Below are 17,701 nucleotides of genomic sequence, written 5' to 3'. Positions count from 1 at the left end.
CAGCATAAATAATAAAATCACTAACTAAATATATCTGTTTTCATTTTATTTTTTTTGTAATCTAAGTTATTTCCCAACAACTCTATTGTTGGCTCTGCTAATGTTCCCCTGAGTGAACCTTCTGTACTCGATATTTTACAGGCAAAATCCATCACTTTTATTCCGGAATCAATTAGTAGTGCTGGAGCTGTTATTTGCGACTCAATCGAATTTTATTCCCCATTAATCTTCAAGCAAGTAGATCCCCGATATATTTATGCATTTGTTCTAGGAGTGATTGAACAAAAAGTAAAGTTATTTTTGGCCGAGCTAACCAATAGCGAAAAATCCTACGAACAAGTTATATCAACCCTGATTTCAGCAGCAGATAAACAACCCAGAGTGGGATGTCAAATGCCAGATTTTTTAGAGAAAAATTAAATCCAAAAGCTGGAAAAAATCATCATCATTAGAGAATATCTGACATGGCAATTTATATGGCATCTGACTACTCACTCAANTAAAGTTATTTTTGGCCGAGCTAACCAATAGCGAAAAATCCTACGAACAAGTTATATCAACCCTGATTTCAGCAGCAGATAAACAACCCAGAGTGGGATGTCAAATGCCAGATTTTTTAGAGAAAAATTAAATCCAAAAGCTGGAAAAAATCATCATCATTAGAGAATATCTGACATGGCAATTTATATGGCATCTGACTACTCACTCAACACACTTGGAGCAAAACTTTGTCTCGAAGCTGCTGGGGATTTAGTCACAAAAGCAATCCAACCCATCCAAAACAGTTCACAAGTAAGACTAGCTGATTACGGTATTGCAGACGGTGGTACTACCCAAGGATTATGGCAGCAAATTATTGCTACTGTCAAAAAACAAAATAACGGGGTTTTTGTTGAAGCAATCTTTAGTGATTTACCCAGTAATGACTTTAATGCTTTAGGTAAAACTTCATCCTTTTTAATGCAGGGCGATCAAAATCTAGTCGTTTCAATGGTTCCACGATCATTCTATGAACCTGTGTGTCCCCCCAATAGTCTAGACTTTGGCTTCTCTTCCACAGCCATGCACTGGTTAAGTAAGTTGCCTAAACATCTAACCTACCATACCCATATTAATGTTTGTGAACAAGGGGAAGATAAAGCAATGTTCCAAGCCCAATCACAGCTTGACTGGACTACTATTCTTCTAGCTAGGGCGAAAGAACTCAAATCTGGGGGGCAAATAGTCAGTGCCAACTTATCCACAGATGAAAAAGGGCGTTATCTAGGCAACAATCAGGTAGACTTGAATATGCACGATATTCTGCACGAAATTTGGAAACAAATGCAGATTGAGGGTTTAATTAAGCCTGAGGAGTATGTTGGTGCTACATTCCAAAATTATTACCGAACAGAAGCCGAGTTTGCAGCGTGTCTTGAAGAGCCTGAAAGTGAAGTCTATCAAGCAGGGTTACGATTAGGAGATATCAGAACTATGCAGATTCCCTGTCCTTATCGGTCTCAGTACGAAGACGATCAGGATACAGAGAAATTTGCCCAAGGTCTCACCCAAACAATTCGCTCTTGGAGTGAACATACCTTCAGAAATGCTCTAACTAATCGATCTAATAAAGATGTTTTAGATATTGTCAACCAATTTTACGCAAGATTTACCGCTAGAGTTAGAGAAAATCCTGGTCAGTTTTCGATGGATTATACACACACCCATTTACGCATTTACAAAGAATAAGCAAAACAACGATGCTTAAGGCTTTATCGCCCCATAGCATCATATTCAATAATTAATAATTATTGCTCTGCTGATTAAATATAAAAGCATTGACAGATAAAGGTTTTGAGATTTAATCAGCCCACCCTAACTATTGGACAATAGATGAATAGAACATCAATAATCGCGAAACAGAGCGATCGCGTTTCATCCGCGTAGCAAAGCGGAACGGATGTTCTATTGCAAATCAGCCAACCCTAACTAGGGTTTGCTGAAAAAGGAGTAGGGGAGGAGTAATTTTTTGGCTATACTCAGCAGCGAAAATACTAACTTTTTGATTTTTCGGGAACCGTGCATTAAGAGCTGAAACAAGCGTACTTTTTACCGACTTAAAAAGGCTAAAACCTTTATCTGTAAATACTTTGAGATTTAATCAGCCCACCCTAACTATTGGACAATAGATGAATAGAACATCAATAATCGCGGAACAGAGCAATTAAGCAGTCGCACTTGCTCCGCGTTTCATGTGCGAACCAAAGCGGAATGTGGGTTCTGATATATTCTTTTTTTCACCACCAGGACTTACGCAGAGCCACTATATCTAGTAAGGGCGTTTTGCTATCGCACAACTCCGTTAACGCTGCGCGACATATAAAGCGGAGCTTTACGTTAGTAAATGCCAGAAAGCCCCTACAGATGGTGTGTAATTTGATTTTTTGCGTAAGTCCTGACCACTTCTCCCTCCTGACTCCTGACTCCTGACTCCTCCCTAATTATTTATAACTGTTCATCCGGAGNCATATAAAGCGGAGCTTTACGTTAGTAAATGCCAGAAAGCCCCTACAGATGGTGTGTAATTTGATTTTTTGCGTAAGTCCTGACCACTTCTCCCTCCTGACTCCTGACTCCTGACTCCTCCCTAATTATTTATAACTGTTCATCCGGAGATGATATAACACACTCCCGACTGGCACTGAGGGGGGATAAATCAAAAGAGGGAGTCCGATCTAAAACTAACTCAGCCAGCAATTTCCCTAAAAGCGGTGCAAACTTAAACGCTTGACCCGAACCACCTGTAAAAAGACTAATTTGTGGATATCCGGGAAGCTTATCCAGGACAAATAGAGTATCTTTTGTCATCGTGTATGGACTAAAATACAAACCGACACACTCCTTAATTCCATCCCAATTATGACGAAGGAATCGATCGAGTAATTGGACAAGCTCTGGATGGGGTTCTCTGACAAACGTACTCATGGTTTTTGTCCGTAATTCTGGTGGACACCAATCAATCCCAACTTTGATGAGTGATGTTTCGGGAGTATGACAAGGAAATCCGTAGTACAGTCCACCATCGTTAGTATCTGGCTTTTCTTGCTGAAAACAAAACCATTGTGGAAACTGCTCTCGTAAAGTCTCTTCCACTCGATAGTGTCCCCATACCATCGGCCAAATTTCTAGATTGAGGGGAGTTGTAAATAGGCTGAGTAAATCATTAGTCCAAGCTCCAGTAGTCAAAACAACTTGATTGGCTAAAAATGTATTTCCTGATCGTGTTTTGATTTCAACCGTGCTACTAGAAGTGCAGTTGAGACTAACAGTTTCTTGCCCTGTGTGGATAGATACGCCATTGGCTTCTGCTTGAGAGCGAAATACCTCAATTGCTCGTGCAGACCAAACCATACCGGAAGTGCTTTCAAACAAACCGATAAAATCTGATTTAGGACGCATTGGCCAACGTTGTTGGAGTTGTTCCGCATTTAAGGCTTCAAATGGAATCCCTTTCTTTTCCATCACCCGACGAGCACCTGGAATACTCCCTTCTATTGTTTCTTCATCCCAAGCTTCGCCGTAGAAGAGCAAGCCATTTTGTCTCAGTAATTGACAATCATGTTGAGTTTCAAGGTTTTTCCACTCTTTCAAGCTTTCCTCTTGCAATTCTGACAGATATTCATTAGAATACATTCGGCGATACATCCGTTCATCGCCATAGGAACTGTTGTTGGGATTAGGGATAGAGTCTTTCTCTAACAATATAATTTGTAGATTTTGTTTCTGGCTAAGGTAATAAGCTGTTGCCAGACCCGCAATACCACCACCAATAATAACTACATCTGCATTGAAATACGTTGTTGTTTCTGTCATTAGCTTCCTACCTGAATTATGAACGTCCGGTAGTATTATAAATTATATAATCGGGCGATCGCCATATCTGGTTACTCGATATTCATCTTACCAGCTATTTGTGGTAGTGCAGAGCGCAAAACCGTATTGAATTATGACCACTATGATTTTCTCCTGACTCCTGGTTTTTATAGTAAATTTCGTCGTGCGTAATGTATTTTTTTTTTGATTTTAGATGAAATAGGAAGGGTGGCGATAGTGCTACGCACCCCTATGCGATCGCCCTATAGCAGGTTGATCATTAATTAAACTGTTGAGTGAACCTCACGTTCAGATATTATAGGAAGGGTGGCGATAGTGCTACGCACCGCTACGCGATCGCCCTATAGCAGGTTGATCATTAATTAAACTGTTGAGTGAACCTCACGTTCAGATATTAGCTGAAAAACTGAATTTTTTTTCAACCATGGAAAACTGATACCCTGCAGATTGGACAAAGCCAGAAAAAAAGCTGAGAGTAGGCTTTAAGAATTCAGTCTCAGCTCAGAACAATATAATTTAAATTAAGACAACCTTATCACCAAGATATTTTGTGAATTAGACGACTTTTTTCAACAGTTTGATTGTCATTTTGTTGATCCGACTAAAGCAGGTGGGACAAATGGTTTGGTAAAGCTAATTTCCTGTTCAAAAAACTCAATAAGTTTTTGAGCATAAGTGCTTTGAAACTGACTATAGTCAGACTGACCGATAAATTCTAGAGAGCGAATTACAGATTTTTCACCGGGATGTTGGTTTGGTCGCCAATCGTTCTCTAAATGCTCAGAAATATGCTGTTCGTACAGTAGAGAACTCTTAGTAAAGCGTCGAACAATTGGATGTATGTGAGCGCTTAAATATGCTTTATCTGGGTCTTTCTCCCGTTTGACACTGAATGGATCTCCTTCAATTTTACCAAACTCCAGCGTAATTGTATAGTACTGGTCGTTCTCAGCTAAATCCCCATTGCTAAAGCCAATGCTGCTTGCGCGATCGCGCACATAATCCACAGGTAAACCTTCATAGTAATTTGCTGTTTGACTTGATTTCGAGAACACAATCAAATCGCAGAGAAAACCTTGCTGGAGAAAAAGTTCTGGACTGGTACTTATCCTTTCAATTAATTTCTCTACAATTGCTTGCGACTGAAGCGGTAGAGTATTGTATGGCAATTGTTTGTCATGATATTTCTGTTCTAGTATTTGACTGAGGGCTTTAATATTAAAACGAAATCCATGAATCACGTTGGAATTGGTTTTGTCAAAATCTCGCACCTGCATTAAAGTCCCAGCAAAGTACATATCGGCAATCTTGGTAGATTCCCATTCGCTGGTCATTGTCGGAAACTTGTCGTGAATATCTAATTCTGGTTTGCAGGTATCATCAAAGATGGAACTATCGAACTGAAAACCAGTGCAACAAAGGACGCGGTCATAAGCGAATACAGCTTTTTGTCCATCAGCATGAGAGAAACACATATCGACCAGATACTCTCCGTTTTTATATTCGATTTTCTCAACGCTGGCATCAAGTACAGAGTTCTGACCTTTAAGTATATAGGTATCTAGAAAGGGTGTATTAATTGCTCGTAAATCGCCAGAAAAGTGTGTTTGCCAGGCAAATTTAATGGAGTTGGGACTACACAAATGAATTACTCTTGCTGTCTCGGTTAGATGGTTGGCAGTTTCAAAACCCGATGTTCCTTTGCCGATGATTAACACTCTCTGATTAACATATTCTTCAGGATCAAAGGGAAAATCAAAGTAGTTCTCGGTCAGCTCAATACCTGGTATGTCAGGAATATAGGGCTTGGAGACTCCTGTTGCTATAATTAGACGGCGGCAGGTATAAACATGGCCTTGATCGTCAGTAACGAAGAATTGGTTATTTTTAGAGATTTTAACTATCTTAGTTCCACATTTAATCTTAAGTTGAAAGTGCTTACTAAAATCTTCCAGATATTGAGCATAATCTCCAGCATCTGGGAAATAACGTTTGCTGTAGTTACTAAATGAGAATTGATCGTCATCACAAAGCAATGAATTCCAGTCCCATCTTAGTTGTGACTCTCTCTCCTCGTAACCTGTGTAGACTTTATTAATTGAGATCAGCTTTCGGTGTCTGGGAAATTTATGCCAAAAACTTCCCGGCTTTTCAGCACCATCTAGAACCAAGTAATTTCTCTGATTTTGTTCTAAAAAGTAGGCGAGTTGTAACCCCGCTGCACCAGCACCAATAATTAAATAATCAACTTCTGTTTTGGTTTTTACTGTCATGGAATCTTAAGTTATGTTGAAAGAAATTCTGAAGCTCTTACACTTTCGATCAGGAAAATCGTATCACATGGTTTGAGTAAACCCTAAGTTTCCTTTACAATTGTTTACTGAATCGAGATGTGTTGGGGGAAGATTAGGTATTTCCAAGTAGTGGACTGTTTCACCTAAAATAGTGCATTAGATTTGTCATTGCGAACGACAGTGTTTGCGGAGCATTCCGTCAGGAAAGCAATCTCAGGCCAACTTTCTATTGCAACATTTAAGATGAAACAGTTCAGTAGTGGACTGTTTCATCTAAAACTGTGCATTAGATTTTGGGTTGTGGGAAGACAAGGAAGACAAGGAGGACAAGGAAGACAAGGTGGTAAGGGAGACAAAAGCCTATTGCACCATTTAAGATGAAACAATCCAGTAGTAGCTTAAAATCAGGTCTATTTTATGGAGCTGATCTTTTTTTTTCTTAGCTTCAAGAGCTATAAGGTAGACCGTCAGGAAATAAAAGTTTAACTCGTTTTTCTCGCAGTCTTTCTTCTTCAAAATACATGGCTTCTAACTGAGTAACTTCTTCTTCGGATACCCCTATTAAGCCAGCCATTTTACGAACATATGCTTGCTCATTTTTATGATATTCAGCATCCGCTGAACAAGCCTTAATCGCATAATATATAGCGGCTCTTTTTGCCTTAATTGCTTGAGGNTTTTTTTTTCTTAGCTTCAAGAGCTATAAGGTAGACCGTCAGGAAATAAAAGTTTAACTCGTTTTTCTCGCAGTCTTTCTTCTTCAAAATACATGGCTTCTAACTGAGTAACTTCTTCTTCGGATACACCTATTAAGCCAGCCATTTTACGAACATATGCTTGCTCATTTTTATGATATTCAGCATCCGCTGAACAAGCCTTAATCGCATAATATATAGCGGCTCTTTTTGCCTTAATTGCTTGAGGTGTACGACTAATAACTTCTTCTAGATCTTCTGTTGCTTCATACTTTTTCATTTCCTCAATCAGTGTGGGTTGCATTCCTCTAACTGCAGAGAAACCTATAATCCAGTCTCTTTCTTCTGGTGCAAGAACCCCATCTCCTTTTGCACAAATAAGCATTGCTTTCGTAAGTGCTTCATAGGTCTCATTGGGAGGAAGCTCACTCAAATGCCACCCAAAAGTATCTTGAAAAAACCACAGACCAACAATTTTATAAACTTCTTCCATAGATATTGACATAATCATTTTTCTCCCGTACTGTTCATATTTTTGAAAGTTTATTTTCCAAAGCTTTTAGTGAAGCTTCTGGAAATATTAGTTTAGTTCCAACTAGGGTTTAATTCTACTAAGTACCTGCACATAAATCAACAGAATTGTGTTAACTTTTGTCAAGTCATTAAAAGTTAAGTAAGCATTCAGTTATNAACTTCTTCCATAGATATTGACATAATCATTTTTCTCCCGTACTGTTCATATTTTTGAAAGTTTATTTTCCAAAGCTTTTAGTGAAGCTTCTGGAAATATTAGTTTAGTTCCAACTAGGGTTTAATTCTACTAAGTACCTGCACATAAATCAACAGAATTGTGTTAACTTTTGTCAAGTCATTAAAAGTTAAGTAAGCATTCAGTTATCGGCATTGGTATTATGTTTGCTAAGATACTCTGGAGATTGTATGGAAAATCAAACTCTATGGTAATTAGAGATTTTACCCGTTCCATCGCTCTTGGCGTGTTCAATTTACTAAAGCCAAAATTTCCAACCAGAAAAATTTGGTAAAATGAAGTAATATAAACTCAAAAAAACAAAAAAGTAATATGGGAAATTTCAATCCATTGCTAATAGCTAGAAAAGCAATAATTTTCAAGGTAGTTAGGAAAATTATTGGCTTATCCACCCTAGAATTAATGATATTTTTAGGAGTAATAACTACCATTTCCCCTGATGCCATGTCACATGATGTAATGTCGCAAAATAATGAAGATAATAATCAACTTAAAGAGGACTCCGAGTCAACACAAAAAGATTTATTTATTGCTTATCCGTCAGCTAATCATAAAACTACTTCAGACCGAATTTTCTTTATTGGTACAGCTTCTCCAGAAGCAGAAGTTACTGTTAATGGAAAACCAATTAATGAGCGGAGTAAATCTGGTCATTTTGCTCCTAGTTTTCCATTACAAATAGGAGAAAATATATTTACTTTTCGCCATCAAAATGAAGAGATTATTTTAAAAATAACACGCAATTCAAATCAACCAGCTTTACCAGTAGGAATAGCTTTTGGTCAAGACTCTTTGACTCCAGCAAAAGATATTTCCAGAATGCCAGGAGAATTAATTTGTTTTCAGGCGATCGCTCCTCCAAATGCTAATATTTCTGTTTTATTAGCTGCTCAAACTATTCCCTTAATTTCTCAGTCTCAAGTAGTAAATTTACCAGGAAATTTGGCAGTATTAACAGGAGATAATCAACCTGTTCCCTCTGTGGGAGAATATTATCAAGGTTGTGCAAAAGCAGAAACACCAGGAGAGTTGGGTCAACCTGAGTTTAAGCTAACTATCAGGGGGAAAACGGTGACTCAAAAAGCACCGGGAAAAGTGACTATTCTTTCTCCAACTACATTTGAGGTGGCGGAGGTGACAGTAGAAGAGGGAGTTGCCAGAACCGGACCAAGTACCACTTATTCTCGTTTGACACCTCTACCAAAAGGTACTAAAGCTTTAATTACAGGAAGGGAGGGAAACTATTTAAGACTTGACTATGGTGGATGGATCAAAGCAGATGAGACTAAGATTTCTACAGATGCAGCACCACCCCGTTCGGTAATTAGGAGTGCTATTTCTCGTCAGGTTCAAGGAGCAACAGAAATCAAATTTCCTTTGCAAGTACCGGTACCAGTGACAGTCGAACAGGGCGATAACTATTTAACTTTAACTCTGCATAATACTACGGCTCAAACTGATACTATTCGTTTAGATGATGACCCCTTAATTGAACGATTAGACTGGCACCCAATTCTAACTTCAACAGTGGAAAATGAACAGGCAGTTAGATATAAATTTTATTTAAAAATAGACCGACAATGGGGTTATAAATTAAAGTATGATGGTACAACTTTACTCTTAACTTTGCGACATCCTCCGGCATTAAAAAGTCGTATTATTTCTAGATATAAACCTTTAACTGGAATGAACATTTTAATTGATGCGGGGCATGGAAGTGAGAATGATTTAGGGGCAACAAGTCCGACTGGTTATCCTGAAAAAAATGTGACATTAATTGTGTCAAAACTATTACAGGATGAGTTAATTAATCGGGGTGCTAGGGTGTATATGACAAGAAAAGCAGAAGAGGATTTATATCCTAAAGACCGTGTAGAAATGATTAATCAACAAGTGCCAGATTTAGCACTTTCTGTTCATTATAATGCTTTACCTGATTATGGAGATGCTCTAAAAACTCAAGGAATTGGTACTTTTTGGTATCATCCTCAAGCTCATAGTTTGGCAGTATTTTTACATAATTATTTAGTGGAAAAATTAGACCGACCTTCTTATGGAGTATTTTGGAATAATTTAGCCTTAACTCGTCCGGCGATCGCTCCTTCTGTGTTGTTGGAATTAGGATTTATGATTAATCCTTATGAGTTTGAATGGATTATGAATTCTCAGGAACAAAAGAAGTTAGCAAAAGTATTAGCAGATGGAATTGTGGAGTGGGTAAAAAGTTCTGAATAGTAAGGAAGAAGAAGGCTTTAGTTATCTAGGAGAGAAGGAGGAAGGGTGAGAATGTCCTGTGATATCAAATCCGGTAGTATCAGTAGAAAAAAGCAGAGAAACCTGGTTTGTCGGACATTTTCAGACAATACTAACATTGATCTCCCACAAACCCGGTTTCTTGTTACTCCGATTTTTCGGGAACCGTAGCAAGGTGATTTGATATGATACCAAATCTGGTTATAAAAAGCTAGTTTTTCCAAATCCTTCTAACCCTTCTGCCTTACAGCAGTTTTCATTTCAGTAGACCACAGTAGGGACGTTTTGCTGCGCAACATGGAAAGCGGAGTATTCCGGAACGGAAAACGCATTTTTCTTATGCAACGTCCCTACAGGGTTTTGGTTACGGCGATGTGGTTCATCAATTTGAAAAGCGCTGTAACCTATAAATCTCATATCTATAGCAACAGCCAGGGCGATTAGGATATAGACTGATGATGAATCAAAGACCACGGAAACACTTTTCCAACTGTTCCCTGTTCCCTGTTCCCTGTTCCCTGCTATAAATTAGATTTTTTCCCAATACTGATGGTAGAAACTACAAACTCCAAAGTAAGCATATTTGATATATTTTAGATAATTTCTAGGGTCATTTCAGTTAGCCTCCTATGGTCGTAACTGCGCAATTCAGTTAGCCTCCTATGGTCGTAACTGCGCAATTCAGTTATCAGTTATCATATAAAATCCGGATAATTACTATAGCCTGCGTCCGCAGCGACTGGAACGGAGTGGAAGGTTTCGCTTTTCGGCTGTCGCCGACATAAAACGCTGCGCGACATGGAAAGCGGAGCATTCCGGAACGGATAGCAATCTCAAGGGGTTAGGAGATTGCTTTCTCTCGTCGCAATGACCACTGTTCAACCGGATTCTATATCAGTACCTCTGGCTGTTTGCGCAGCATTCCGCAGGAAATCCCAGAGGCTTGAAATAATAAACCAAATATTTTTTTCATCCCCTTAAAAGGAGAGGCTTTATACCTTAATTTTTCGGTAAAATCTTACAACCTATTTGGAATTGCTATATCTTTTTTGTATTGTTTAAAATTTCTCTCTATTTCATTTTATTTAAACATTAAAGTAATCAACCGTTTCTTTAAAATTGTTTGTTGTAAAAATCTAGGAGTATTGCACCATTCTCCGAAGGCAGGTAAAGCAACTTGCATCAAAAAATCACGCCATTTACGAGTAATAATTTTGGGGTGAATATTTAAGCTGCTTTTATAACCATTACTCACTAATTTTTGTCTAAGATTAATATCTGCTTTTAACCGCTTAATAGCTAATAATAAATCTTCTAAATTATTCACCTCTAAATAATCAACATCTATCTGACCTTCAGCTTGATAAGCTGACTCACAACCCAATATAGCTGGCACTCCAGCTAACCAAGCATTAAAAAGTTGAGTCGCTGGTTGATTGTGACAATCAGGTATATTTTTAAAGCTTCTGACCGCTACAACTGCATCAATTTCTTGATAATTACTCCAGCGATTTTTGATGTGCAAATAATCTGACCAATGATAACTATGTACAACAGGATACCAGCGTAAACCTAACTCATTTAATTGTTTTTCCCAAGTCGGTTGAAACAGTTCAGGAGCTAGATTTTCTTGATAACCAAAAAAAGCAATATTTTCAAAGCGATCGCCTCGTAAAGGGTCACGGGGAATTAACCCTGGTTGTGGCCAGTGAGGCAGATAATAACTGTCTTTTAGTTTCTGCACTTCTGTGGGATTTTGTACTATATGAAGTTGAGCATAACCATAATACTTTGATTCAGCTTTGAGGAAAATAAATAGTTGATTTTTTCCTGGTTTAATCGGTGTTTTATGAGCTTCTAGGGCTTGATGATGAAAAATAATTATTCCTTCAGATGGCAGTTCACTAACTAATTTACAAGGAAAACCATCAGCTTGTAAACGCAAATAAGTTTGAAAAGTCCAGGCATAAATTCCTAAATTAAATCCAATCCATTCTTCCTCAACATTAGTAGGAGTTACTGCAGGAAAATAACATTTTGGAATATAGAAATTAACTATTGGTAATACCATAATTCTGCAAAAACTGCCAAAATATTATCCTGGCTCAATCAATTAACACTTCATTTATTTTATCAAAGTTCATCAAGAAAAACTTAAATATACCTACAGTTTTTTTGAGGGTAACTTAGAATAAGTTTGTCTGGTACTTGTGGATAATTGTACACCCTATTAGCAATAAATTCAATAGGTGATATGGAAGTCATATTTGAGTTGTGAATAAAATATTTTGGAATTTGAAAACAGGGAACAGGGAACGGTTAACTGGGATAATAGTTTCAGAGCTTTTCTGTATTTTTTGATTTTTGACAAGTTGTTGCCGATGCTATAGTTCTGAATAGAGCTATTTTTCTACAGAACTTTGTAGGATGGTCAAGTACAGTTTAATACTAATTTCTATTCCCTATTCCCTATTCCTAATAATTTGTACAGTGACTTTTTCAATAGAGCAATTCTCTGCATAGTTGTAATATTTTGATAGTAGAGGCGAATTCGGAACGAATTCGCCCGTACAAGAGCCATAATTTTAAAACACAAATATTCAAATTCTCAAGCGCAGGGTTAATTTTTTAGTCTTATTTTGTTTAATTAAATGCCAAAGAAGTAGTTATTTGTTATTCATGGAGGAATTTACTATCAAAAAAGTAGTGTTTAACTTTGACGCTATAAATATCTATAAGTTGCTTAATATTTTTTGATAACTCCTCATATTTATGTGCTTATACCAATTTGAACAAATAATGTTATCAACAATATAATTATTGTAGAAGTAGGAAGTACCAATAGTGACAATTCCTGACTACTATAATTCTCTGATAAGTTGCCTCCCCTGCCAATAGTATCATGTCTGGTTAAATAGTTAATTAAAGCTTGTATTAGGGCTAAAGCCCCAAGCATAGATAGGGCTGAGAGCTTGACTACAAACAAAAACTTTTTTATCACTTATTATCCGGACATCATAATAACTTCTCAATTTGACCAGATTCACGAGGTCTCAAGCCTCCCTATTCCATTAAGGTACTGTTAACGCAGTTCCTCCGACAGGAGGCTAACTGAAATGGCTACTCCCCTACCTAAGAATTTGTAGTAAAAATTTATCCAATTGAAATTATACTTATTCTTATTGATTGTTTGATATTTCTGGTTAATGGAAATAAATCATATCTTAACTCTAAGTAATCATAGTTATGAACCAAAGTGACATTTTAATGTCTGAGTAGCTCAATAACATAACCTAACCTGTGTTTAATTAAGTTGATGGCCTTGACAAAAATCAAAAAATAGTATAAAAACAAAATTATAACTACATAGCATTATTAACAATATTTTTTGGTATGCTAATTAACCGGAATTGACCTAACTGCTTAAGAATAGTTAGGTTAAGATATCTATGATATTTATCAGGAAAATTATTAAATATTTGCCAAAATCTTTAGAGTAAAATTGCTAAAGATTAAGAATTGTAAAAATAGTAAAAATTGCGGGGTTAGAGTGATGAAGATTCTAGTATTAAGTTGGGAGTTTCCACCAAGAATTATAGGAGGAATAGCACGTCATGTTGCAGAATTATACCCAGAATTGGTGAAATTAGGACATGAAATTCATTTAGTCACAGTCAAATCTGGCGAAGCACCAATGTATGAAATTGTGGATGGAATAGAAGTCCATAGAGTTCCAGTTGGACCAAGCCACAACTTCTTTCATTGGATAGCAAATATGAATGAAGCGATGGGTCGTCATGGGGGAAAACTAATCACAGAGGATAAAAATTTTGATATAATTCATGCTCATGATTGGCTAGTTGCAGATGCAGCAATCGCTCTTAAACATATCTTTAGATTACCACTAATCGCTACTATTCATGCCACAGAAAATGGTCGCCATAACGGTATTCATAATCATAGCCAACAGTACATTCATGAAAAAGAAAAAGAGCTAGTTTATAATGCTTGGAGAGTCATTGTTTGTTCTAACTATATGCGAGGAGATGTGACACGAACCTTAGACAGTCCTTGGGATAAAATAGATGTAATTTATAATGGAATTTGTCCTGAAAAAAAACCAAGTCGAGATGAATTTGATTCTGTACATTTCCGTCGGCATTTTGCAGCAGATGAAGAAAAAATTGTCTACTATTTAGGCAGAATGACCCCAGAAAAAGGCTTGTCAGTGCTAATTCATGCTGCACCAAAAGTAATTGAAGAAATGGGAAGTAAGGTGAAATTTATTATGATTGGTGGTGGCAAAACAGATCATTGGAAACAAGAAGTCTGGAATTTAGGAATTTCTGAAAGATTCTATTTCACCGGGTTTATGTCAGAGGAAAATTTACATAAATTCCAAGCGATCGCTGACTGTGCAGTATTTCCGAGTCTTTATGAACCTTTTGGTATTGTTGCCCTCGAAAGTTTTGCAGCAAAAGTACCAGTAGTGGTTTCAGATACAGGTGGTTTGCCAGAAGTAGTTGAACATGGTAGAACAGGTATTGTTAGCAAANTTCTGAAAGATTCTATTTCACCGGGTTTATGTCAGAGGAAAATTTACATAAATTCCAAGCGATCGCTGACTGTGCAGTATTTCCGAGTCTTTATGAACCTTTTGGTATTGTTGCCCTCGAAAGTTTTGCAGCAAAAGTACCAGTAGTGGTTTCAGATACAGGTGGTTTGCCAGAAGTAGTTGAACATGGTAGAACAGGTATTGTTAGCAAAGTTGGTAATCCTAATTCCCTAGCATGGGGTATTATTGAGGCATTAAGAGACCCTAATTATGTGCAAAAATTGGTGAATAATGCTTATCAGGAATTAGAGCATAAATTTTCTTGGGATAGGATAGCAAAACAAACAGATGGAGTGTATCAGAGAGTAGTAGCAGAAAGGTTACAGGTGGTTTGGTAATAAATTCTCTGATTTAACAGAGGAGTCAGGAGTCGTAGGGGCGTTTGCGGAGCATTCCGGAACGGAAATGGCCATGTGCTAACGCAAAGCTCCGCTTTATATGTCGCTCNAGCGGAGCTTTGCGCTAGCAAAACGGAGTTGTGCGATAGCAAAACGCCCGTACAGGAGTCAGGAGTCAGGAGGGAAGAGGAGAAAGTTTGTCAATTTAACAGAGGAGTCAGGAGTCAAATGTTATAAGAAACCGGGTTTATAGGAGGTAAATGTGAGTATGGTGGGAAATCTAATACAAACCCGGTTTCTATACTTTTTTATGGCGGTTTTTGTAGGGAGGTTTCATGGAACGTCCCTACAAGGTTTTGATTGTGGTGTGAAGTCATCAGGACTTAGGCAAAAAATGAAGTTACACACCATTTGTAGGGCTTAATGGTCATTATCCCTTACTAGATATAGTAGCTCTGCGTAAGTCCTGGTCATATATCTCACAAGTAAAAGCGCTATAAAACTGACAAACAAAAGGTTCAATAACTTTTAACTTTTGACTTTTACTTGTTTGATGCAAAAATTAGAACACTACTAAATTCTGGAACTCAGTTAGAGATTACTTTTGACTTTTGACTTCTACTTGCTTGACGCAAAGATTTAATAGTAGCGATCGCCTGTTCTGCTACTATATCTATTTCTTCCACAGTATTAAACCGCCCAATACCAAAACGCACAGAAGCATAAGCTAATTTTTCAGCACGCCCTAAAGCTTGCAAAACATGAGAAGGCGCAACTTTTGCAGAAGTGCAAGCAGAGCCAGAAGAAACCGCCATCACACTTTGCAACCCCAACAATAACGCTTGTCCATCGACACCCTCCACACTAATATTCAAATTTCCAGGCAAACGCTGAGTCGGATGTCCGTTGAGAAAAATATTTTCCAATGTTTGCAGCTTTTCCCATAACTGTTGTCGTAAACTGCTTAACTTTTTTGCTTCCGACTCCATTTCTGCTAACGCAACTTCCACCGCTTTACCAAAACCAACTATTTGAGGCGTACACAAAGTACCGGAACGCATTCCTCGTTCGTGTCCTCCCCCATGTATTTGAGGCGCTAACTTTACTCTGGGATGACGACGACGCACATAAATAGCACCAATACCTTTTGGTCCGTAAATTTTATGGGCAGTTAATGACATTAGGTCGATATTCATTTCCTGTACATCTAAAGGAATTTTCCCANACCAAAACCAACTATTTGAGGCGTACACAAAGTACCGGAACGCATTCCTCGTTCGTGTCCTCCCCCATGTATTTGAGGCGCTAACTTTACTCTGGGATGACGACGACGCACATAAATAGCACCAATACCTTTTGGTCCGTAAATTTTATGGGCAGTTAATGACATTAGGTCGATATTCATTTCCTGTACATCTAAAGGAATTTTCCCAATAGCTTGTGCAGCATCAGTATGGAAAATAATGGAATTTTCTTTACATATTTCTCCTATTTTTGCCAAAGGTTGTAAGACTCCAATTTCATTATTTGCTGCCATAACAGATATGAGAATTGTATCCTCGCGCAAAGCTGTTTGTAGGGAAGTTAGATCGATAATTCCATCTGTATTTACAGGCAAATAAGTCACTTCAAATCCCAAATTTTGTAAATATGCACAAGGGTCGAGAACGGCATTATGTTCGGTGGCGACTGTAATAATATGTTTGCCTTTATCGAAGTAAGCTTCAGCTACTCCTTTGATAGCTAAATTATTTGCTTCTGTCGCGCCACTCGTAAAAATAATTTCTTCAGGAGTAGCATTAATAGAAGTAGCCAAAATTTCTCTAGCTTTTTTCACTGCTGCTTCTGCTTCCCAACCATATTGATGAGTGATACTAGCGGGGTTGCCAAAATGTTCCGTGAAGTAAGGCAACATTGTTTTTAATACTCGTTCATCCAGAGGGGTAGTAGCATTGCAGTCGAGATAAATAGGACGTTTTAACATGGTGATTAACTAATAATTTTATCTAATTTTTTTAAGAGTAGGGAGCAGGGAAATTAAGATATCTTTACTTGATGCCTAAAATTGTCAAAAATCTTCTTTCTTGCTCTCAAAAAGAAGTTTAGTTAGGGTTTTGAGGAAATCCTGGTATTCTTCTGAAATCATAAACTATCCTTTGTTCATAAAAATCTAGGGTGTTTATAGGAAGAATATCCTTACCATAGCACCTATCACCAACCATCTTTTTTTCTAAATATTTTAATGGAGATTCTATTGCCTCATATTCTTCTTTTTTTGCCTCATATTCTTCTTTTTTTGCATTTTTCATTGCCTCCTTTGCTTCCTCCTTTTCCTTCTTTGCTGTATCTATTTTCTGACAATATTCTTCCGTTCTCATTATTGCCTCATATTCTTCTTTTTTTGCCTCATATTCTTCTTTTTTTTCATTTTTCATTGCCTCCTTTGCATTTTTCATTGCCTCCTCTGCTTCCTTCATTTCCTTCTCTGCTGTATCTATTTTCTGAGGATATTCTGTTTTTTTTGCATTTTTCATTGCCTCCTGTACTTTCTTCATTTCATTTTTCTTGTCAATATATTTCTGAGACGATGTTTTTTCCATAAATTGAGAAAGGCGATAAAAACATAAAGATTTCATCTCTTTTACTTTGTCTGGGGCCTTGTCTTCAAATTTTAGCTCGTCTTCATTAAATTCCCCCTGTACTTCGTCTGTATTAAGCTCTCTACCTATTATTGGTACAGCACCATTAAATGAAGAGATTTTAAAATGTTCTTTAGCAAGGTTTAGCTTATTTTTGAATGATGGTTTATTCTGAATATCTTTACTATCTTTAATATTTTTCAAAAAGAGCAACTCATATAATCC

11 protein-coding genes and 2 pseudogenes are annotated in these 17,701 nt (G+C 37.4%); 5 read left to right on the top strand and 8 right to left on the bottom strand.

Annotated elements, in window-relative coordinates; translation table 11 throughout:
- The first annotated feature begins 273 nt into the window (after positions 1-273).
- Positions 274-420, top strand: coding sequence for a hypothetical protein (locus tag AFK68_RS37710; RefSeq protein WP_168186750.1), 147 nt, complete (start codon positions 274-276; stop codon positions 418-420).
- A 255-nt stretch (positions 421-675) separates the two neighbouring features.
- Complete coding sequence (locus AFK68_RS32505) at positions 676-1,728, top strand: hypothetical protein (protein WP_094678325.1); 1,053 nt, start codon at positions 676-678, stop codon at positions 1,726-1,728.
- A 906-nt stretch (positions 1,729-2,634) separates the two neighbouring features.
- Here the strand turns inward: AFK68_RS32505 and AFK68_RS32500 are convergent.
- From AFK68_RS32500 to AFK68_RS32480, 4 genes are all read right to left on the bottom strand, one after another.
- Positions 2,635-3,852, bottom strand: coding sequence for an FAD-dependent oxidoreductase (locus tag AFK68_RS32500; RefSeq protein WP_094678323.1), 1,218 nt, complete (start codon positions 3,850-3,852; stop codon positions 2,635-2,637).
- Positions 3,853-4,457: 605 nt separating this feature from the next.
- Positions 4,458-6,146 carry an NAD(P)-binding domain-containing protein gene (locus AFK68_RS32495; protein WP_094678321.1) on the bottom strand — a complete coding sequence of 563 codons (1,689 nt, stop codon included), beginning with the start codon at positions 6,144-6,146 and terminating at the stop codon, positions 4,458-4,460.
- Positions 6,147-6,612: 466 nt separating this feature from the next.
- Positions 6,613-6,834 (bottom strand): TerB family tellurite resistance protein, encoded by a 222-nt coding sequence (locus AFK68_RS47340; RefSeq protein WP_371357653.1) that lies wholly within the window; start codon positions 6,832-6,834, stop codon positions 6,613-6,615.
- Between the two features lie 26 nt (positions 6,835-6,860).
- Positions 6,861-7,367: a TerB family tellurite resistance protein gene (locus tag AFK68_RS32480; protein ID WP_168186749.1), complete on the bottom strand. Its 507-nt coding sequence runs from the start codon at positions 7,365-7,367 to the stop codon at positions 6,861-6,863.
- A 723-nt stretch (positions 7,368-8,090) separates the two neighbouring features.
- On the opposite strand from AFK68_RS32480, the gene AFK68_RS32475 reads away from it, so the two are divergent.
- On the top strand, positions 8,091-9,866 hold the full coding sequence (locus AFK68_RS32475; RefSeq protein ID WP_094678329.1) for an N-acetylmuramoyl-L-alanine amidase: 1,776 nt from the start codon (positions 8,091-8,093) through the stop codon (positions 9,864-9,866).
- 1,099 nt (positions 9,867-10,965) lie between these two features.
- Here the strand turns inward: AFK68_RS32475 and AFK68_RS32465 are convergent.
- Positions 10,966-11,955, bottom strand: a complete 990-nt coding sequence (locus AFK68_RS32465) for a hypothetical protein (protein WP_094678311.1) — start codon at positions 11,953-11,955, stop codon at positions 10,966-10,968.
- A 1,482-nt stretch (positions 11,956-13,437) separates the two neighbouring features.
- Between AFK68_RS32465 and AFK68_RS32460 the strand changes: the two are divergent.
- Both AFK68_RS32460 and AFK68_RS32455 read left to right on the top strand, forming a co-directional pair.
- Positions 13,438-14,439, top strand: a pseudogene (locus AFK68_RS32460) (glycosyltransferase family 4 protein); the annotation flags it as partial.
- Between the two features lie 29 nt (positions 14,440-14,468).
- The gene (locus AFK68_RS32455) at positions 14,469-14,837 is read left to right on the top strand and encodes a glycosyltransferase family 4 protein (protein WP_305778164.1); all 369 of its coding nucleotides are present in this window, start codon (positions 14,469-14,471) and stop codon (positions 14,835-14,837) included.
- A 587-nt stretch (positions 14,838-15,424) separates the two neighbouring features.
- Here AFK68_RS32455 and AFK68_RS32450 read toward each other — a convergent pair.
- The 3 genes and pseudogenes from AFK68_RS32450 to AFK68_RS32440 form a co-directional block, all read right to left on the bottom strand.
- Positions 15,425-16,061 (bottom strand): annotated as a pseudogene (locus AFK68_RS32450) (cysteine desulfurase family protein); the annotation flags it as partial.
- 1 nt (position 16,062) lies between these two features.
- A partial coding sequence (locus AFK68_RS32445; protein WP_143438537.1) for a cysteine desulfurase family protein occupies positions 16,063-16,821 on the bottom strand: 759 nt, incomplete at its 3' end.
- A gap of 118 nt (positions 16,822-16,939) precedes the next feature.
- Positions 16,940-17,701: hypothetical protein (locus tag AFK68_RS32440; protein WP_210407740.1), on the bottom strand; the 762-nt coding region annotated here is incomplete at its 5' end.

Source organism: Hydrocoleum sp. CS-953 (genome assembly GCF_002260545.1).
Taxonomy (GTDB): Bacteria; Cyanobacteriota; Cyanobacteriia; order Cyanobacteriales; family Microcoleaceae; genus Trichodesmium.
Note: the sequence above shows the minus strand (reverse complement) of the source record. Positions and strands in the feature narration are given on the sequence as shown.

Excerpts from the sequence above, each read along its gene's own strand:
- AFK68_RS32505 (WP_094678325.1), top strand. The coding sequence starts at position 676 with ATGGCAATTTATATGGCATCTGACTACTCACTCAACACACTTGGAGCA.
- AFK68_RS32500 (WP_094678323.1), bottom strand. The coding sequence starts at position 3,852 with ATGACAGAAACAACAACGTATTTCAATGCAGATGTAGTTATTATTGGT.
- AFK68_RS32495 (WP_094678321.1), bottom strand. The coding sequence starts at position 6,146 with ATGACAGTAAAAACCAAAACAGAAGTTGATTATTTAATTATTGGTGCT.
- AFK68_RS32480 (WP_168186749.1), bottom strand. The coding sequence starts at position 7,367 with ATGTCAATATCTATGGAAGAAGTTTATAAAATTGTTGGTCTGTGGTTT.
- AFK68_RS32475 (WP_094678329.1), top strand. The coding sequence starts at position 8,091 with ATGTCGCAAAATAATGAAGATAATAATCAACTTAAAGAGGACTCCGAG.
- AFK68_RS32465 (WP_094678311.1), bottom strand. The coding sequence starts at position 11,955 with ATGGTATTACCAATAGTTAATTTCTATATTCCAAAATGTTATTTTCCT.
- AFK68_RS32455 (WP_305778164.1), top strand. The coding sequence starts at position 14,469 with ATGTCAGAGGAAAATTTACATAAATTCCAAGCGATCGCTGACTGTGCA.